Genomic DNA, 20,450 nt, shown 5'->3' on the forward strand with positions numbered 1-20,450 from the left:
ATTATGAGTTTTTAGCCTTATCCAATGAAATAACTCATGAATAGACTTGCGATATTAAAGTAGATTAAAACACTCGTTAAATCACTCAAAGTAGTAATAAAAGGGCCGCTTGCAACCGCCGGGTCAAAACCTAATTTATCCATAAACATAGGAATCAAGCTTCCCGCCAAATTAGCTACCGTTATCGCACACATCATTGCCATGCCTATAACAAAGCCTAGTATCGGATTGCCTTTCCAAATCCAAACAATAACTAAAATCGTTAATCCAGTGATAAAACCTGTTACAACCCCTGTCAAAACCTCGCCAAATATCGTCTGTAAATAGCTTTTTGCTTTGTTATCATTAAACGCTAATCTCCTTACCGCCACAGCAAGAGATTGTGTACCAGCATTACCTGCTGTCCCTGTAATCAGTGTAATAAAAGCAGCTAAAATACTAGCTTCACTAACCAATGCTTCATAGTGATTGATCAAACTCGCAGTTGCCATACCTAAAAAAAGCAAGGTAATCAACCAAGGCAAGCGTTTGCTAGCTGCCTTTACAGGATTTTCATGAACTTCTTCCACATTGACCCCAGCTAACCCGGAATAATCACTAGCTGCTTCATCATCGATAACATCGATGATGTCATCAACGGTAACAATTCCCAAAAGGTGATCTTCATAATCAGTAACGGGCAAAGCAAGAAAATCATAATCACGAAATGTTTGGGCAACGTCTTCCTGATCGTCGCCCACATGAACCGAAATGACCCGATCATTTAAAATATCAGCCACCATTTCGTCATCATCACTTACCAGTAGATCTCTTAACGAGATAACCCCTACCAATTGATTATCTTGGTCTACGACATAGGTATAATAAATTGTTTCTGCAGCTTTTGCGACTTTTTTTAATACATACATTGCTGAACGTACAGTTTGATTAGCCACGATTGAGACAAATTCTGTGGTCATAATCGCACCAGCAGTCTCATCTTCGTAGTGCAGAAGCTCTTTGATCTCTGAAGCATCTTCTTCATCCATCAAACTTAAATACTTACCCATCTGTTTTTTATCCAAGGTATTCAACAAATCTACCGCATTATCTGTATACATTTGCGCTAACATCTCACTTGCGTAATTTGCGCGCATTTCTCCTAGGTAGTCTTTTATATTTTCGTTATCTTCTTCCAAGGCATCAAACATATCGGCTAGTTCTTTAGGTGACAGATAGGCATATACAAGCTGACGTTGCTTTTTTTCTAAAGTTTGGTAGAACTGGCTTTGTTCATAAATATGCATCTCTAGGAAGTTTTCACGGAAATCCTGTAAATAATTTCCTTTTAAATCCTCTCTTAATTGAGCAAAACGTTCTTCCAATTCTTGTGTTTCATCCAATCTTGTCACCTCATTTCAATCATTTGCTCTAGCTCTTTCATATCGTGTGGTAATTCCTGTTTAAAATAAAGCTTTTCTTTAGTAAAAGGGTGGATAAATTCCAATTTTGCGCAATGTAGCGCCTGTCTTTGTATGCTGTCAATCATTACGCCTTCGTACAGCTCATCGCCTACTAGCGGGAAACCAATAGCTGAAAAATGAACACGAATCTGATGCGTTCTTCCAGTGTGGAGTTGAATATCAACTATAGCAAATTCCTCGTTGTGTTGTTTAAGCCAATACTCGGTTTCTGCTAGCTTACCATTAAAACCAGTCTGCCTTTTAATAATCGAACTTGGATCTCGTAAAATCGGCAGCTTTATTAAGTCATGTGATTTAAGTGTGGATAAATCACCAGAAATAATTGCTTGATATTTTTTATGCAGCTTTTTCTTATATAATTCCTTATCTAACAAAGCATGGGCAAAGCCGTGTCTAGCAAACAACATCAAACCTGATGTGTCTCGGTCCAAACGAGTAACAACATGGATCACTTGATCTTTGTATCCTTGTTTTTGATAATAAGCTTTCACACGGTTGGCCATGGTCCCATTAGGATGATACTGTGCCGGAATTGAAGGAATCCCCGCAGGTTTATTCACTACAAGTAGATGCTCATCTTCGTAAACAATATCAATCGGTGTATCATCTGGCAATAAGCTTTCATGACTACCTTCATCCGGGATAATCACTCTTATTCTATCTTCTGCCCTTAATGGGTATAATACATTTTCTACCCGTTCATTAACAAAAATTTTGCCACCTTGAAATTTGATCTTTGCAAGCAGTCCTTTCGAGATTCCTTGTTCTTTTAGAAAAAATTTAACTTGTTGTGGCTCTTTTTTCTGATAGACATAACAAAATTCCATACGATTTACACCTCCTCGTATACCCTTTGAGCTGCTTTAGCAATACTTTTCTTTTAAGTATTGGTATTAAAAGAGTATCTCAGATGGGTGTGTAGTGATTTAAAAAGTACACTATTTTTGCGCCATTAGCTCTCTTATACTTCTCCAATAAACGCATCTTTTACACGACGCCAAAAATGCATATGACGATAAGAGGCAAAGTGAATACGTTCATCTGCAATTTTAAATGAGATCCATTCAATATCATCATGCTGGATAGTTGTCCGATCGATGGTTACCATATAATCTGAGCTTTCTTCTAAACTAATGGTCAACCACTCGCTATCTGAAATAATGATCGGTGAACCTAATGTTCGAAATACCCGATTATTTAAAGAAGCTATTTCTGCTAACTGAAAAGCATTGATTCTAGGATGTAATACAGCGCCTCCGACACTTTTATTATAGGCGGTGGAACCCGTAGGTGTGGAAACCGAAAGTCCATCTCCGCGAAAACGTTCAAATAATTCATCTTTAATATATACATCAGCCACCATTGTTCTAGTCGCCCGTTTCATCGTCGCTTCATTAAGTGCCAAAAAACGTTTTGGGGCTTTCTGATCGCGATATTTCACCTGTAGATCTAGTAAAGGATAGCTGATCGAAGGTTCTTGTTTATTGGATAAATTAGACACCAACTCTTCCAATTCAAAATCTCGCCAATCTGTATAAAACCCTAGATGGCCTGTATGCACCCCTAAAAAGCGTATTTGATCAAGTTTATGTTCAAATTCATGAAAGGCAGAAAGGAATGTACCATCGCCTCCAATAGAAATAACGATGTCTGGATCGTTTTGATCAATAGTATAATCAGCCTCATTTAAGAGGGAGACCAACTTTTTTTTGGCAATAGAAGATGCTTCTTGTTTATTTTGAATAATTGCTACTTTTCCATCAGTCATCATACATCTCCTTTCTGGCTTTTTCCCTAGGATTTACTGCATGCTCTACTCTTTTACCATGAGAAAAAAGATGTTGCGCTTCTTGAATTTCTTCACGAATACTTGACATTTCTTCATCTAACCGATAGGCTGCTTCGGCCGCACGTATCAAACGATTACTGATTTCTTCTGGAAAATCACCTTGATATTTATAATTTAAAGAATGTTCAATTGTTGCCCAAAAATTCATCGCTAGCGTACGTATCTGAATTTCAACTAAAAGGTTACGTGGACCATCCACTAATTGTATAGGATATTCGATCACTAAGTGATATGAACGGTAGCCACTCTGCTTACTGTTAGTAACATAATCTCTTTCCACAATAACCTTCATATCTTTACGACTACGTAAAATTTTTACTACCTCATAAATATCTTCTACAAATTGACACATAATTCTTAAACCTGCAATATCTGACATTTCACTTTCTAATCGGTCAAAAGGAATATTTCGTAACTTTGATTTAGCTAAAATACTATCAAAAGGTTTTACACGACCGGTAACAAATTCAATAGGGATGTGCTCATTTTTGTCGCGAAATTCTTTACGAATACCACGTAACTTAACTTTAAGTTCTGTAACAACTTGTTCGTAAGGAGCTAGTATACTTTCCCAATTTTTTTCCATTTACGATCCCTCATTTCCAAGCGAACATCCATTTACCATTCTATCATAATTGATAAAAAAGCTTTACTATCTTTTTTATACTAAATTTCATTTTAGCTTAAAACATTGACGGATAACAATTTTTTTTGTACAAAGAAGTAAAGGGGCGAAATGTTATGAGTCAACAAAACGAAATTGAATTCAAAACTTTATTAACAAAAGATGATTATAACCGGATTGTTCAATATTATCAATTACAAGATACAGATTTTCATACACAAAAAAATTGCTATTTTGATACATTTGATCAAAAATTAGCAATGAATCGTTGTGGTCTTCGAATACGCCAATTTGCAAATTACGGAGAACTTACATTAAAAACACCGGCAAAAGTCGGCTTACTTGAAACAACGGATCAACTAAATATTGAACAGACAGAACAATTGATAAATCAACAAAAAATCTTAACAAATGGCCATGTGGCAGATAAATTAGCTGAATATGCTATCACAGCCAAAGACTTAATATTATTTGCTGAGTTAACAACAAAACGAGCAGAATTTTCGATCGATGAAGGCTTACTAGCACTTGATGAAAGTTGGTATACCAACCAACATGACTATGAATTAGAGCTAGAAGTCGAAAATTCTGAAAAAGGAAAGCAGGATTTTAAAATGTTGTTAGATAAGTTTGATATTACTTATAGACCGGCTAAAAATAAAATCGAACGCGCCGCTTACGCACAACAATGATTATCGATCTCTAAAGCAAACAATGTAAATAAAAGTGAGCCCATAACTTCAGCTATCGGCTCACTTTTATTGATTATTTTTCTAATTCATCAACGAGTAGTTCTAACTCATTTAACCGTTCTTCAAAAACATGCATCGCATCTTCTAAATAATCCGATTTTGTCATATCCACTCCAGCTTTTTTCATCACTTCAATAGGATAATCACTATCTCCAGATTTTAGATAGGTCAAATAACGATCCAAAGCACTCGAGTCTTCGGATAAGATTTTTTGAGACAAAGCAGAAGCAGCAGAAAAACCTGTCGCATATTGGAACACATAGTAATTATAATAAAAATGAGGAATGCGCGACCATTCAAGATGTATTTCTGGGTCATCTTCCATTTCATCACCGTAATATCGTCTATTCAACTCTCCATAATGCTCATTTAAAAACTCACTTGTTAATGGTGTACCTTTAGCGTCTTCAGTGTGCATAAAATGCTCAAACTCCGCAAATTGTGTTTGACGAAAGACTGTACCTTTAAACCCGTCTAAATAGTGATTTAATACATATGCCCGAACACGTGGGTCATTTTCTGTTTGTAAAAGATGTTCAGTCAAGATATTTTCATTGGTAGTTGAAGCAATCTCTGCTAAGAAAATTGAATAATCACCATATACATAAGGTTGATTATTTTGGGTAAAGTAGCTATGAACACTGTGCCCCATTTCATGTACCAAGGTAAATAAATGGTCCAGTGTATCATGCCAATTTAATAAAATATAAGGATTGGTATCATAAGTACCTGAAGAATAAGCGCCACTACGTTTTCCTTGGTTTTCTACAACATCGATCCAACGTTCATCAAAGGCCTTTTTCACGACACTTAAATACTCTTCTCCCATAGGAGCTAGTGCTTCAAACGCTTTTTCTACCGCCTGGTCATAAGTAAAACTAATAGGCGCTTCACCTAAAAGTGGCGTGTAAACATCATACATATGCAAATTTTCCACTTGTAATAAACGCTTCCTAAGTCCCATATAACGATGAAGAAGGTTTAAGTTTTTATTGACCACATCTACTAAATGATCATAAACTGTTTCTGGAATATGGTTGCTTGATAAGGCAGCTTCTCTAGCTGAATGGTAATGGCGCACTTTTGCTTGATAATTATGTGTTTTAATATGTGAATTCAGTGTAGAGGCAAGGGTGTTGGCAAACTGCTTGTATACACTATATAGACCTTTAAAAGCATTCTCACGCACTAAACGGTCAGTGCTTTCCATTAATTGTCCATAAACACCATGAGAGAGCTGTACTTTTTCTCCATTTTCATCTTCAATGACAGGAAAAACAAAATCAGCATTGTTCATAATAGAAAAAGTGTTGCTAGAAGCACCAAAGATCTCTCCAGCGCCTGCTAATAAAGCTTCTTGTTCTTTTGGCAAAACGTGGGCACGATTTGCTACGATTTGATCGACAAAATGCCGATAAATTTCAAGTTTTGGTTCGTCTTTAAAATATTGCCAAATCTTTTCATCACTTAACGATAATAATTCGGGTTCAAAAAAAGATAATTTTTCATCTGCTTGTGTTACCAAAGATTCTGCTCTAGAATTAAGCGCTTGGTAAGTTGTATTTGAAGTATCCTGGTCATTTTTTAAATGGCTATAAACATAGACAGTCTCTAATTGACGAGAAACATCTAATAAATATTCAAATGCAGCTAAAAATGCTTGTGGCCCGTCCCCTAGGGTTCCTCTATAGGAATCGGCATATTGCAGTTTTTCTTGTAGCGCGCTAAAAGCTTTTTCAAATGCTTGGTCATCTTTAAAGATTTTTGTTAAATCCCAAGTCAAATTTTCTGCCACTTCGTCTCGTTTAGGTAATTTTTTAGCTTCTGACATTTCATCTTCTCCTTTACTTTACAGGTAAAAAATTATTTACCTTTCATGATACAAGTTTATCATAAGTTTTTGCAGCTGCAAAAAGCTTCTAGCCATTTCCTGCTAACTTCTGACATTCTATATAAATCGCTTGTAATATTGCTTTTTGAGAAGCAAAAGGATATAACCAAGAATGTTCTAAATACTTTATCTTTTGCAACCATTGGGAAAAAGTTCTCGTTTTTAAATAACAAAAACGTAAAAATAATAACTCATCTTCAAAGAAAAACTGATAGCAACTCGATTGATAACACCAATCAGGTAAATCTTGAAAAGATGCGCCCATCATATATAATTTTTCTTGTAGTCGAACCGTCTTCACCTGTTTTTGCCCTAGTTTTTTATAGATAAATAAACGGTACTGTTCAGGTTTCCAAACTAAAGAGGGTTGTTTAGGAGGCAGCACCTTGAATAACTTAAAAAACGGCAAATCATGCGTTTTCCATTTTTTCAGACGATAAAAAAAGCCCACTTGGTAGTGCCAACGAATATGATATAATAACCAGATTTCTTTTTGCTTGGCTTTACTTAGCCATAGGTGAAATCCACTCTTTGGGTGATAGTAGCTAGCTGCCTTTTGTAAGTTGCCAAATTTATTTTTAGGACTCAACTTTTCACCCAACAGCCACCAAGGTAAATAACCGTGGGCTAAGTAATTTCGGGTTCGTTCTAGATAACGTTCAATCGCTAGCATTGAACACTGCACCTCTATTGCAATATTTTTATATAAGATATCAGGGCGTTGGTGCAATTCAGGTAAATAGGCTTCCAACTGACCACTTTTTGACCACTCTTTTAAAAAATCTTTACATGCTAAATGTTCGTAAGTCTTACCTTCGCTAAAACTACTACAGTTTGTATTAGAATAGTGCGCAAAATGAGATAATTTTACTTTGCCTTGTTTATAAAAGACCGGTTCTTGACAACTAGGGCAAAAAAGTACATCACTACCCTCTAATTTAGGGTTATAGTTTCGAGCATCGATATGTGTCTTTGTTTTAGAATTTGCAATAAGCATACATTATTTCCTCCTTTAAAAGAAAATACGTATTTTTTTGCAAAAACTTTTACATAAAAATAAAAAAAGACGAAAAATAGTTTTATTTTTCGTCCAAATGCACTTTCAACTTATAAGAAATACTTTCGCGTTTTTGCTAAAGCGTCATGATCCATAATTAATTCTCCATGTTCAATCAGATAATCAGGAGTCATAGTAACTTTCTTAGCAAATTCAGTTAAATAAGCTAATTGATTTTCTGCTTGTACTGTTTCCACTGCTTCTTCTGCAAAATCTACCTTTAGATAATAGACCTGATTCAACAAATAAAGCCGACTTTGGGCTTGTTCCAAATAAATTTCAGATGATAATTGAATCATATCTTCAAACGTTCCAATTTCAAAAACAAAGGAATGTTTAGAACTTTCAGCTTCAGGTTCGACTGTTTCCTGTTGCGTTTTTTCAGGGAATTGATTTTTAAACCAATCCATAATTTCATCTTGTGAATAACCTTCATAAGCGTCTGGGTCTTCTTGTTTCAACCATTCTGTTATTTCTTCAGGAGAATAGTAGTCTCCATACGCTTCGTAAGGATCAACGTTATCAAAAGAAACATTTTTACTAATAAATAATTCCAACCCATCGCCTTTTGGTAATACTTGGAAAGTTACAGCATCGCTTCCCTTGAATTCTTCTTCAACGTCAACCTCTTCTAAAATACTGTAAAAGAACTTTTCTATTTCTTTACGGTTTCCAAGTAGGTCTAAAAAAGTGATTCCTCTGGCAGCTAAATCTTCATTTTTGATTAATACACGGATCGTATTTTCATTGATGTGCTCCATTTCCATATTAGCTACACCTCACTTATTTTCATACTCTAAGTTCATTGTAACTGAAGTGTTTAAAATGTAAAGAGAAAAAACTTCAAAACGAACCTTTCTTAGGCTTTCTTTATACCCTTAAAAAAACGTTGAGGAAAATATCTCCCTCAACGTTTTACAAACCTGCCATCATTTGTGCATTACGTAGTTCCATTTGACGAACATCCCGCGGTAAAAAGCGCCGGATTTCGTCTTCATTAAAACCAACTTGTAATCTTTTATCATCAATCATAATAGGACGTCGCAATAAACCTGGATTTTCTTGAACTAGTTTTAATAGTTCATTGAGCGGAAGATCATCCAAATCTATATTTAGCTTTTGAAACACCTTTGAACGAGTCGAAATAATTTCTTCTGTGCCATCTTCTGTCATTTGCAAAATATTTGTTAATTCATCACTTGTTAATGGTTCAGAAAAAATATTACGTTCTACAAAAGGAATTTCATGTTCTTGCAGCCAAGCGCGAGCCTTTCTGCAAGATGTACAACTTGGGGAAGTATATAGTGTTAACAATGTGCATCACTCCTTTGTGATAATAAAGCCAAAACTATTTCTATTATACTGCTGTTCTATTATCTCATATCTTTTTAATAATTACTAGTGCATTTGTCTATTTCCTGAAAATTTTATTGTTATTAAATAAAAAATTAACCTACTTATTTATGCGATCTTTTAAACGTGAAACTGTGCGTCATATAACTTTTTATAATGCCCTTGTTTTGCCATCAACGCTTCGTGAGTCCCTTCTTCCAAAATTCCTTTTTCACTCATAACAATGATTCGTGTTGCTTGCTTGATTGTAGCCAACCGATGAGCAATAATCAGTGTGGTCCGACCTTTGGCCAATGAATTTAACGAGCTTTGAATAAGCTGTTCAGTTTCTGTATCAAGTGCCGAAGTAGCTTCGTCTAATATCAAAATGGGTGGATTTTTTAAAAACATACGAGCAATCGCAACACGTTGTTTTTGCCCTCCCGATAACTTAACGCCACGTTCTCCAATAATTGTATCTAAGCCTTCACTCATGTGATCAATCACACTTCTCAAGTGAGCCAAATCAATCGCTTGTTCAATCTCTTCTTGACTAGCATCAAGTTTGCCATAAATAATATTTTCACGAATTGTACCAGGAAATAAAAAAACATCTTGCTGGACTGTTCCAATTTGTTCACGTAATGAAGCTAAAGTTATCTTTTGAATATCAATGCCATCGATTGTTATTTTTCCACTGCTCGGTTCATAAAAACGGGGTAACAAATTGCATAAAGTCGTTTTACCTGATCCGCTTTCTCCTACAAAAGCAACTGTTTCACCAGCGATAATCTCAAGATTAAAATGATCTAACACCTTTGTATTATCAGCATAAGTAAAAGAAATATCTTGATAAGAAATATTTCCTTGCAAACTTTCAACATCTATAGCCTCAGGCAAGTCAACGATAGTACTATTACGATCCAGCTCTTCTGTCAACCTTTTAAAACCCGCAATGCCTTTAGGATAGTCTTCAATCATATTATTCACTTTTTCAATAGGACGAATAAATACATTTGAAAGCAAGATAAAGCCAACAAACTCTCCATTGGTTAATTGCCCCTGGATAGTATAATAAGCCCCAAAAACTAAGGCAAATAAATTAATTAAGCGAATCATTAAATAATTATAAGCAGAGCTTATTGCCATCACTTTGTAAAACATTAACTTTGCTCGTTTATATAACTGGCTTAATCGGGTAAAACGCGTATTTTCATAAGCCTCGTTTGCAAAAGACTGCGTGACACGAATTCCTGTAACAGCAGCTTCAACACCTGCATTAAACTCTGCTATACTCTCATAAATTTCAGTATTAACATTCGTCATTTTTTTATTAAAGAAAATTAAAGCCACCGTAATAAAAGGTACCAATATAAAAGTGGCAATCGCTAGTTTTACATGCATGTTCAACATTAAAATAAATGAGCCTAACAAAGTCATAACCGTTATAAAAACATCTTCTGGACCGTGGTGTGCTACTTCAGAAATGTCAAACAGATCGGTTGTTAAACGACTGAGTAATTTTCCCGTTTTCTGTTCGTCATAATACGCAAACGATTGACTCTGCAATTTTTTGAACAATTCATCACGCATATCCGTTTCTATTAAAACACCTAATTTATGGCCAAAAAATACGACAATATATTGTAAGACAGTATTAATAATATAAAATAATAACAAACCAATACAAGCAAGTAAAATAATGCGAAAATTATTTTGTGGCATGATCTTATCAATAACCTGATTTACAGCAATAGGGAAAGCTAGTTCCAAAATTCCGGCCACAATAGCACAACTAAAATCCAATATAAATAAGGACTTATAGGGTCGATAATAACCAAAAAAGCGTTTCAACAAAACACCACCCTCCATTTTAACTGATAACAACAAACTTTATTATAAAAAAGTCGCGGCATAAAAGCAAAACCTTTTTGGAAAAAAGAAAAGAGCCTGTGACATAAGTTCCTTTAATAAAAAAATATCCGAACTATAAGAAAGATTGCTCCTGCGGTTACTCGTCGCAAATTCACGACAATTAGAGAATCTTATCAAATATAGTTCGGGTATTTTTGTCTTGTCTTTACTTATGTCACAGGCCCTTAAAGTTTATTGGGTCTATATTATTCGCCAATACTTAAAATAGACCGGATATCGTCTTCGGTCATTTGTTGTAATTGTGCTTCATTGCCCTGAATGACATTTTTAAAGAGCTCTTTTTTCTCTTGTTGCAGATAATTCATACGCTCTTCAATCGTGCCTTCAGCGATCATCCGCCAAACTTCAACATTTTTTTCTTGGCCTATACGATGCGCACGACCGGCAGCTTGTTCTTCAACAGCTGGATTCCACCACAGGTCATATAAAATCACCGTATCTGCACCGGTTAAATTCAAACCAGTACCGCCAGCTTTTAAGGAAATCAAAAACACATCTCGTTCTCCAGCATTAAAGGCATCTACCATTTCGATCCTATCCTTAGGTGGTGTACTTCCTCTTAAATAGAAGGTTTCTATACCTAAATCAGCCAGTTCTTCTTCAATGATAGATAACATACTCGTAAATTGAGAAAATAGTAAAATTCGACGATTGTTTTCTTTAGCTGCTTGGATTAAATCTTTTACTTGTTCCAACTTACCGGAACCGCCTTGGTAATCCTCAATAAACAATCTTGGATCACAACAAATTTGGCGCAAACGTGTTAATCCCGCTAAGATACTCATCCGATTTTTCTTAAAGTCTTCTGTATCCATCGAGGAAACTTCTTCGCGCATTTGCTCAAGATAAGCTAGATATACTTTCTTTTGTTCATCTGTTAATGCACTATAATAGTTTGTTTCTAATTTATCAGGCAAGTCTTGTAGAACGGTTTGTTTATCTCTTCTTAAAATAAAGGGACGAATCATTGAAGCAATCTTGTTTTGCGATAAATTACGGAATTGTTGCCTATTTGGGAAAAATCCTGGCATAATCATTTGAAATAAGGACCACAATTCGTCCAAATTATTTTCAATCGGTGTACCACTTAAGGCAAAACGATGTGCAATCGATAATGAACGTAGTGCTTGAGCAGTTTTAGTCGCACTATTTTTAACCATTTGGGCTTCATCTAAAATTAAATAGCTTAAAGCTAATTGTCGGTATTCTTCAATATCTTGCCGTAAACTGGCATAAGAGGTAATCCAAATATCTACATTTTGCTCTAATAAATTTTGTCGTTCGCTCTTATTTCCCGAAACAACTAATGAAGTAAGCGAAGGCGCAAAACGTTTGATTTCTTGTTGCCAATTAAAGGTTAAACTAGCAGGCGCTACAATCACTGTTTTAATTTCGCCTTTTTCTTGCTTTTCTGAAAGAAGAAAACTGATCGCCTGCAGGGTTTTTCCTAGCCCCATTTCATCTGCCAAAATACCGCCAAATTGGTAATAACTTAACATTTTTAACCAGCGGAAGCCAACAACTTGATAATCACGTAACTGCGCGTGTACTCCTTCAGGAACTAGCGCTGAAAAGTCTTCTGGATGGGTAAGATCATAAGTCATCTGTTGAAAGCCTTCACTAAAGTTTGCCTGTCCTGCTAACTGATCTTGCACCTGTAAACCTTGATTTAAAGGAACTTTCATAGTGCCTTGATTCGCAGAATGTATAGAGTCACGTAATTGCGATAATATTTGACTTGTTTCTTGAAATTCTTCGGAATCAAGTGAAAGAACTTGTCCATTTTCTAAGGTATGATAATCAGCGTTTTTCATTAAACTTTGTAAGATGGAATCCACCTCATTTTGGTTAATTCCATTGATATCAAAGGAAACATCTAACCATGAACCTGACTCACTCACATTAATATGTGGCTTATATTTCTGACCATCTAAGTAGAGTTCACGTAATTTTTTCCCCATATAAATTTCGCCTAATTGGCGCATATAATACAGTTCTTGGTTGAAGAAACGGTACAATTCCTCGCCCTTAGGAATTTTTTTATGCCAACCTGTCTCGGTTTGTTTAAAGCCTAATTGTTCGACCACAGCTTTTGCTTGACGTTCCCGCTCATAATCGCGCAACACTTCAGGGTGATTTTCAGGAACTTGTTGATGCGCAGAATCACTTGAAAAGATAATATCTCCATAAACGTTATCAATTCGTAGTTCAATCATACCTTTACGTTTTTTCAAATAAAAGCGTAACACTAAGTCTACATCACTGATATATTGGTAAACTTCATCATCAACTTCTACTTCTCCAATTTCTTTTAACAGCGGTAAAACTTGTTTAAATAATTCAGATAACTCTTCTTGCGGATAAGAGATGATCGGCTCTTTTAAGCGTTTAAGCAGCTGTTCCATTGTCAGATAGATGTCCATTTGTTCAGTTGATAATTCCACAATTTCTCCATCATATAAGGCCCAACCATAGTATTGAAAAACTTTATCGAAATCATGGGAAACCGATAATTTAAAGGAATTTTCTGCTTTAGCTACTTGAAACGATAACACTCGAGTTTGTTCAGAAAAGCTTAGTTCTCGCAATTTTTGGTCATCAAATTGAAATACAAAAGGAAAGTCAGCCATTTTTTGGATAAACTCTTTGGCATATTCTACAGGCAATAATAAATACTTTTTATCTAGTTTACCTTCTACTAAAACTCCGGTTCGACCGAAAAGTTCCTGAGTTTGTGCTAAAGAGGCCAAGTGTTGTAATAATTCATTTTCTTCTTGGGTAAATGCATTATGATTTAAATAGAAACTATTTCGTTTATTCGCTGCATATACCTTTTCTGTTTGATAAACTTGTAGAAATTTATAGATATTTTTTATCATATAACTACGTCCGTGATGTTGGCCAATTTTTAATGAGATGCCTAATACATCAAGTTCTCCACGATAAGGGTTGGTGGCTATACTATCCAACTGACATTCGATTTGCAGAGGGACCTGTGAGCGATCTTGTTGATGTGCCAAATGGTTCAGCCCTTTTGAAAACATTTTTGAAGCTGAAAAACTATCACTTTTAGGCACAGACGCAGCTGTTATCTTACGTGATTTGCCTTGTTGTCTTAGATATAGTTCAACAGAAACTGTATGCTTACAAAAGCCATGTTCTTCCCAGTAAGAACACTGACAGTAATCTTCTTCTTTAGCGCTAGCATCTAAGTCCACTCGATACAATTCTCCACCTAAAACCTCAGCATGCCAAACTTGGTTTTCTGGATCAGGGGTAACAGAAAGCACACGACCATCATTTAAGTACTCTCTTCCTCTTTCAATAATTCGTTCCGGTATACTCCATTTCATTATTTACTTTCCTCCTTTCCTTAGTCAACTACACGGTTAGTAATATAACTTTGTCCACTACCATCTGTTTTTACGATCATTTGTTGTGTGATACGATTTTTAAGCTCTTGTACATGACTGATAATGCCAATCATCCTTCCTTCATCTTCTACCATTTCTAAAGCTTCAATCGCCATTTCCAGCGCCTCTTCATCCAAGGAGCCAAAGCCCTCATCTATAAATAACGTCTCAATCAAAACACCACCAGCATGACTTTGAATCACATCGCCTAGCGATAAAGCTAGTGCCAAAGCGGCAATAAAACTTTCACCACCAGATAAGGTATGTGCTCGCCGGCTCGTTCCAGCATGATCATCATAGATACTAATTTCTAAGCCTGTGGATTTTTTATAACTGCCCTTTTCATTAGAAAGCAAGAACTGATAACGCCCTTGTGTTAATTTATTTAAACGCACGTTGGCTACTTCCAAGACTTCTGCAAAAAAAGACTGTAAAACATAGCGTTCGATCCCCAGTCTTTCTAGGTTATCACCATTCATCGTTTCTGCCAACTGTTTAATTTGGCTCATGTTTTCCATTTCATTTTGATTTGTTGCATATAACTGTTGAAAATCCGCCATTATTTTTTGATTCGAACGCAATACTTCTTGTTTTTGGATCAATGAGGTTTGGACCGATGCTTCTTTTTCTTCAGCATCTTGCCTTTTTTTCTCTAAATTTTTTAAGTCCGGGCGAACCTTTTCTTTAAAATCCTTAAGTTCATGCAGGCGTTTTTTTGTATATTCTCGTTCATTTTGATCTTGTTCAATGATCTCGCGCAGAGATTCTAATTGCTTTAATTCTGGCAATAGTTGACGCATCTCTTCTTCTGATGAAACAAAAGAACTCTTTTGAATCGCTTGATCAAGCTTTTGTTTGATCCCATTTCTTTTTTCTTGTAACCGACGAACTTGTTGCTGATATTGACTGTTTCGTTCATTTAAGGTTGTTAGATCCGTTTGTATTTTTTCTTCTTCTTGCTTATACTGATCTATCTTTTTCTGGATGGTTGTTATCTCTTCTTCTAATTGACTTTTTTGTTTTTCCAGATCTTCAGTATTTTGATAACTTAGCTGCCCCTTTAGGGTATCCTGCTCTGCTGAAAGTTTTGTTACTTCCTCTTTATCGTTTGAATACTGTTCTTGCAATTGTGACAATTTAGCACTTGTCTTTTCAGCTTCTTCTATTAATAAATTCTGCTTTTTCTCAGCTTCTTCGATTTCTTTTATCTCTTTATTTAGTTTATCTTGCCATTTTTGTAAATAAGCTTTTGGCTCAGTTTTTTCAATGGAAATCTCTAAAGTAGCTTCACATTCTTCTGTCAGTTCTTGCAGATTTTCTTGCGCTTTTGTCAGTTTCACGCTGATTTGTTCTTGTTCTTTTCTACGACTTTCTAGAGCTGCCGAAGTTTTTTGTTTTTCTTCCAATGTTTGAGCATACGTTTCTTCACTTTGGGCTAAGTTCTCTTCATTTTGTGTAATTTCTGCCAATGTATAGCTATGTTGCTTAGCATAAACAGAATCATGGTGTAATGAACCACAGACAGGACACGGCTCTTCCTCTTTTAACAATAACTGTAAACGAGCAATCTGCATCTTGGCATTTTCACTACGTGCTGTTGTTAGTTGGTCTTTACTATTTTTTTCTGCCTGTTGGTAAACTTCTAACTGTTGCTTTAATCGCTCTATTTCTTCTTGTGTCTTTTTATAAGCAGTTTTTTGACTGTCTTTTTCTGCTTGTGCTTCTACAAAATGTCTTACAAGTTCATCGTAACGATATAATTGTAACTTTTCTTCTTGTAAAGCTGGTTTTTGCTGAGTTTTTTGACTTAAATCCTCTTTTAGTGACTGGTTTTTTTCTAACTGTTTTTTTAAAGTATCTATTTCATTTTGTCTTTGTGTCATACTTGCGTAAAGCTGCTCACTTTGTTTTGCCAGCTGATTGATCTTTTGAACAGTGGGCAACTCATCATTAATACGTTTTAAAGCGTACTGCTTATCTTCTTGTTGTGTTTGCCATTTCTCATAGTCTTCTTTTTGTTTTCTTAAAGCCTCTTGTTCACTTTGGTTTTTCTTTAACTGCTGTTTTATATCTTTTAAGGAATGATTGATTTCTTCGATTTCTTTACCATAATCATCTTCTTGTCTGAGCAAATCTTTTTTTTCATTTATCCAAGAAAGTTGGGCAAAATATTGCTTTGTTTCTTCCATTTTAGATTCTTTTGCTTTTAAAGTTTCTTGCTTTTGGATTAATTTATCATACTCATCCAATGCATTGGTAATTTCCTTACCTTTATAAAAAGCTTTTTCCGCTTCTTTTTTCATTTCTTTTTGTTTTTCAAGTTGTCTTTTTTCTTCAACAATTTCACGCGCTAATCGTTCTAAGACGTCTTGCCATTTCAGCAAAGTTTCTTGGTAGGAAGCTGGAGATTCAAATTCACCTTGAAACTGTTGCCGTAAGTTTTCTAACTGATCTGTTTGTTTAGTCAGCTCTTTTTCTACCTTCTTTTGTTGCGCGTGCAACCATTCGTTTAGTCGCTGATAAAGCTGTGTGCCAAATAAATTTCGTAAAAGTTTTTCTTTATCATTACTAGAAGCCACTAAAAAATTACGAAATTCTCCTTGCGGCAATAAAACAATTTGGAAGAATTGTTTCGCCTTAACATTCAGTAGTTCAGTAATAAAGCGGTCTACTTCACCTTTTTTACTATATTGTGTAAGCAAAGCTCCTGAAGTAGAAAAAATCGATAAATGAACTTTAGCAGTCTGCTTGGTAAATCCTTCTCCCTTTTTCTTACCTACCATTTGTTCAGGAGAACGTATAATTTCGTAGATCATTTCCTGATGTTCAAAACTAAAGCGAACTTCTGTTAGCTCTTGTGCTGGAGCAAAAGTAGAACGCATTTCTTTACCTGTACGTAAGCGACCCGAAGTCTCCCCGAATAAAGCAAAAGTCATGCCATCAAAAATTGTGGTTTTTCCTGCGCCTGTCTTACCAGAGATCAAAAATAAACCGGCAGATTGAAATTCACTGAAATCAACGGTTTCATGCAAAAAAGGGCCAAAGTTTTTTAACGTTAATTTTCTAGGTTGCATCATCGTTCCTCTTTTCTGTATCCAGCGCTTGTTGTAGTCCTTCATCCAACCAATGTCGTTGCTTTTTAGTTAAACGATCCCCTGTAATATCTTCAAAAAAAGAAGTCAGCATACTGTAAGGCGTATTTTTGCGATGTTGTACTTTTTCTAGTTGTTTTGTTTCACGACGTCCATTGACTCGTTCAACGCCTAATATATTAGGATAGATCGCACGCAATTGGTTCATCATATTTGTAATTACACTACGATCTGTTAACTGAAAATACCAAAAACAATTACGATCCATTCGCTGATAAAAACTTGGATCAGTTAGTTCTTCAAAAGAGGCTTGTAAACTACAAACCTCTCGTTTAGCTACCAGCTCATGGAATTCTGGATCTACTGATTGACTATCCACGATCCATACGCCTTTTGGATCATCTTTTTCGGATAATGAAAATTTTAATGGCGAGCCACTATAAAGCGCATTTTGTGTTTTTAAAGCATTTTTTGAATGCAAATGCCCTAGAGCTACATAATCAAAATCTTGCACCAGTTCATAGGAAATACTATTTAACCCGCCCACTTCCACTGCTGTTTCAGAATCACTACGCCTACTGCCAGCAATGAAAAAATGAGTCACAAGTACTTGTTTTTTATTTTTATCAAAAGCTGTCCGCATCTTCTCGATGATTTTTTGAATAGCAGCTTGTAGAGACAAACTTTCTTCTTCAAAATAAAGACGCGCTGCAATGGGTTCAAAATAAGGTAATAAGAAGAATTGTACGTCTCCTATGTCAACCGGTTCAAAAGACTGCTTCAAATCTGTATAGAGATGAAAATCAGTTTGCTCGTACCATGGCATGCCCGTACTTAAGCGAACCGCCGAATCATGATTACCGGAAATAGCCAAAATAGGTAGCTTTTTTTCTAGATTCATCTCAATAAAAGTTTGATTAAGCAATTCACAGGCTTCTACACTAGGGACACTTCGATCATACAGATCTCCTGCAATAACAATGGCGTCCACCTGCTGTGTAAGTGCAATATCTAAAATCTGATGAATGATCTCTTTTTGATCGACTAATAAATCGTAGCCATGAAGTTTTTTTCCAATATGCCAATCGGCTGTATGTAAAAATCGCAAAGTTTTCACCTCTAAAAATGTCTTTCCCATTATTATACCACTTTTTCAGCTCATCTAAAGCCAAAAAAGTACAGCACCCTTGTTGCAGCGCTGTACTATGATCTATTTTGCTTCATAATGAAAATTAGGATCAATTTCTTTATCTAACTGGTCAAAAGCAGTTTGTAAACGTTGCTCGACAATCTGCATACCTGCTTCATCTGTCTTTTTAATATCCCCTAGTTCAACCGGTTCGCCAAATCGAACTGTCACACGTTTTCTTTTGAATAAGTCTTTTAATGTTAAGGGTCCTTGGTAAACACATGGCACAATTCTCACCTTGGCCATACGACTGATAACCACCGTGCCCCCTTTTAATTCAGACGAATGTCTCGTTCCGCTGGGAAACATCAGTAAGCTTAGATCCGTATTACGTAATAATTTTACCGGTGTTTTGATAGTGCTAGGCCCTGGGTTGTCTCTTTTCACCGCAAACGCATTTGCATGCACTAAGATAAATCGTAGTATCGGATTTTTAAACAACTCTTCTTTAGCCATAAAAGCAAACTTTTTTGGACCCGCGGCCACGGCTAAATAAAGCGGCTCCCACCAGGTTCTGTGTGGGGCAACCAAAATATAGTTTTCATCTTGTGGTAACAAATTTTTATTTTCATAACGAGCATTTCCATTAGCTAAAAATAAAATTCCTTTGACAAGACCACGCATAAATATATAAAACATGAGCTCTTTCCTTCAATATGTTCTTTTTTATTTCTAAAAATAGTATGCAAGAAAAAATTTCTTTTGACAAGTTTTTTATTTGGGACTCGTTTTAATTTTTAAGAAAAAAAGATATAATACAAAGTAGACCATAAAAGGAGGCGACTAAAACGTGTGTTTAAAAGAAGATGAGCGTATTGACCAACTTTATGCGGATGGCATTAAAATTATTCAAAGTCCCAAAGTCTTTTCTTTTTCCTTAGACGCGGTGTTGTTAGCCAACTTCCCCAAAATCCCCAAAAATGGAAAAATTGTTGACCTATGTGCTGGAAATGGTGCTGTAGGTTTATTCATCGCTAAGAAAACAAAAAGTAAAATCTATCAAATTGAGCTACAAGAAAAGCTAGCGGATATGGCACAAAGAAGCATTGCACTTAATCACTTAGAAAAACAAATTGAGGTTTTTCCGCTGGATTTAAAAGATAGCTTAAATAAAATCGCTAGCGATTCTTGTGATTTAGTCCTTTGCAATCCGCCTTATTTTAAGGGACTGCCTACAAATCGTAAAAACCCTAACCCTTATTATGCCATAGCACGTCATGAAACACGTACCGATCTAGATGAGGTTTTATTTACTTCGTCCAAATTATTAAAAATGAATGGACACTTTGCCATGGTTCATCGCCCGGAACGTTTTTTAGAAATCATTGACTTAATGAAAAAAAATCGTTTAGCACCTAAACGTATCCAATTTGTCTATCCCAAACCTGAAAAAGATGCTAATATTTTACTGATCGAAGGTATAAAAGATGGAAAATTAGACGGTTTTAAAGTGCTTCCGCCGATGTTTACATATGATACTGCCGGCAACTATTCTTTAGAAACAAGCAGGTTACTTTATGGACAATAAAAAACAATATTTTTATGTACTACTTTGTAAAGACAACAGTTTTTATGGCGGCTATACCACAGACCTCACACGACGTCTAAAAGAACACAATCAAGGAACTGGCGCCAAATACACCCATCCCAAAAGTCGGCGCCCGCTTAATATTATTCACGCTGAGATCTTTGACACAAGAAGCCAAGCAACACAGGCCGAAGCTTTTTTCAAAAGCTTAACACGTACGGAAAAAGAAAATTATTTACATTTGCATCATGAGAAAAATGTCTGGCACCAAATGGACTGAGCCGCATACATGCCTGATATTTTTTATCTTATTGTGGCAATTTT

16 protein-coding genes are annotated in these 20,450 nt (G+C 35.6%); 3 read left to right on the forward strand and 13 right to left on the reverse strand.

The features are described from left to right. Positions 1 to 17: 17 nt before the first annotated feature. The 4 genes from mgtE to yjbM form a co-directional block, all read right to left on the reverse strand. A complete protein-coding gene (mgtE, locus tag C7K42_RS10725; RefSeq protein ID WP_041591768.1) occupies positions 18 to 1,382 on the reverse strand; it encodes a magnesium transporter in 1,365 nt (454 codons plus the stop codon). Between the two features lie 5 nt (positions 1,383 to 1,387). Next, entirely contained in the window at positions 1,388 to 2,290 is a 903-nt protein-coding gene (locus C7K42_RS10730; RefSeq protein WP_103091827.1) for an RluA family pseudouridine synthase, read from the reverse strand. Positions 2,291 to 2,424: 134 nt separating this feature from the next. Next, complete coding sequence (locus tag C7K42_RS10735) at positions 2,425 to 3,231, reverse strand: NAD kinase (protein ID WP_170157608.1); 807 nt, start codon at positions 3,229 to 3,231, stop codon at positions 2,425 to 2,427. Further along, positions 3,224 to 3,898 carry a GTP diphosphokinase gene (gene yjbM, locus C7K42_RS10740; protein ID WP_103091825.1) on the reverse strand — a complete coding sequence of 225 codons (675 nt, stop codon included), beginning with the start codon at positions 3,896 to 3,898 and terminating at the stop codon, positions 3,224 to 3,226. The genes C7K42_RS10735 and yjbM overlap by 8 nt, the downstream gene beginning before the upstream one ends. Positions 3,899 to 4,053: 155 nt before the next feature. Here yjbM and C7K42_RS10745 point away from each other — a divergent pair, with 155 nt between their 5' ends. Beyond that, positions 4,054 to 4,629: a CYTH domain-containing protein gene (locus C7K42_RS10745; protein WP_014124073.1), complete on the forward strand. Its 576-nt coding sequence runs from the start codon at positions 4,054 to 4,056 to the stop codon at positions 4,627 to 4,629. A gap of 73 nt (positions 4,630 to 4,702) precedes the next feature. Here C7K42_RS10745 and pepF read toward each other — a convergent pair whose 3' ends face one another. The 9 genes from pepF to C7K42_RS10790 form a co-directional block, all read right to left on the reverse strand. Then, positions 4,703 to 6,520 carry an oligoendopeptidase F gene (pepF, locus tag C7K42_RS10750; protein WP_014124072.1) on the reverse strand — a complete coding sequence of 606 codons (1,818 nt, stop codon included), beginning with the start codon at positions 6,518 to 6,520 and terminating at the stop codon, positions 4,703 to 4,705. An 88-nt stretch (positions 6,521 to 6,608) separates the two neighbouring features. After that, entirely contained in the window at positions 6,609 to 7,577 is a 969-nt protein-coding gene (locus tag C7K42_RS10755) for a competence protein CoiA (RefSeq protein ID WP_103099875.1), read from the reverse strand. A gap of 110 nt (positions 7,578 to 7,687) precedes the next feature. Beyond that, positions 7,688 to 8,404 (reverse strand): adaptor protein MecA, encoded by a 717-nt coding sequence (locus C7K42_RS10760; RefSeq protein ID WP_014124070.1) that lies wholly within the window; start codon positions 8,402 to 8,404, stop codon positions 7,688 to 7,690. 148 nt (positions 8,405 to 8,552) lie between these two features. Beyond that, positions 8,553 to 8,951 carry a transcriptional regulator SpxA gene (gene spxA, locus C7K42_RS10765; RefSeq protein WP_014124069.1) on the reverse strand — a complete coding sequence of 133 codons (399 nt, stop codon included), beginning with the start codon at positions 8,949 to 8,951 and terminating at the stop codon, positions 8,553 to 8,555. A gap of 159 nt (positions 8,952 to 9,110) precedes the next feature. Next, positions 9,111 to 10,826, reverse strand: a complete 1,716-nt coding sequence (locus C7K42_RS10770; protein ID WP_014124068.1) for an ABC transporter ATP-binding protein — start codon at positions 10,824 to 10,826, stop codon at positions 9,111 to 9,113. A gap of 263 nt (positions 10,827 to 11,089) precedes the next feature. Continuing rightward, positions 11,090 to 14,257, reverse strand: a complete 3,168-nt coding sequence (locus C7K42_RS10775; RefSeq protein WP_014124067.1) for a DEAD/DEAH box helicase — start codon at positions 14,255 to 14,257, stop codon at positions 11,090 to 11,092. 20 nt (positions 14,258 to 14,277) lie between these two features. Further along, positions 14,278 to 17,391 (reverse strand): SbcC/MukB-like Walker B domain-containing protein, encoded by a 3,114-nt coding sequence (locus C7K42_RS10780; protein WP_159459084.1) that lies wholly within the window; start codon positions 17,389 to 17,391, stop codon positions 14,278 to 14,280. Continuing rightward, positions 17,381 to 18,517, reverse strand: coding sequence for an exonuclease SbcCD subunit D (locus tag C7K42_RS10785; RefSeq protein ID WP_103099877.1), 1,137 nt, complete (start codon positions 18,515 to 18,517; stop codon positions 17,381 to 17,383). Before C7K42_RS10785 ends, C7K42_RS10780 begins: the two co-directional genes overlap by 11 nt. 102 nt (positions 18,518 to 18,619) lie before the next feature. Then, positions 18,620 to 19,237 (reverse strand): lysophospholipid acyltransferase family protein, encoded by a 618-nt coding sequence (locus C7K42_RS10790; RefSeq protein ID WP_014124064.1) that lies wholly within the window; start codon positions 19,235 to 19,237, stop codon positions 18,620 to 18,622. Between the two features lie 151 nt (positions 19,238 to 19,388). Here C7K42_RS10790 and C7K42_RS10795 point away from each other — a divergent pair, with 151 nt between their 5' ends. Together C7K42_RS10795 and C7K42_RS10800 are read left to right on the forward strand one after the other, a co-directional pair. Then, positions 19,389 to 20,126, forward strand: coding sequence for a tRNA1(Val) (adenine(37)-N6)-methyltransferase (locus C7K42_RS10795; protein ID WP_014124063.1), 738 nt, complete (start codon positions 19,389 to 19,391; stop codon positions 20,124 to 20,126). After that, on the forward strand, positions 20,116 to 20,406 hold the full coding sequence (locus C7K42_RS10800) for a GIY-YIG nuclease family protein (protein WP_014124062.1): 291 nt from the start codon (positions 20,116 to 20,118) through the stop codon (positions 20,404 to 20,406). Before C7K42_RS10795 ends, C7K42_RS10800 begins: the two co-directional genes overlap by 11 nt. Positions 20,407 to 20,450: the final 44 nt, after the last annotated feature.

It is taken from the genome of Tetragenococcus halophilus subsp. halophilus DSM 20339 (genome assembly GCF_003841405.1).
Lineage (GTDB): Bacteria > Bacillota > Bacilli > Lactobacillales > Enterococcaceae > Tetragenococcus > Tetragenococcus halophilus.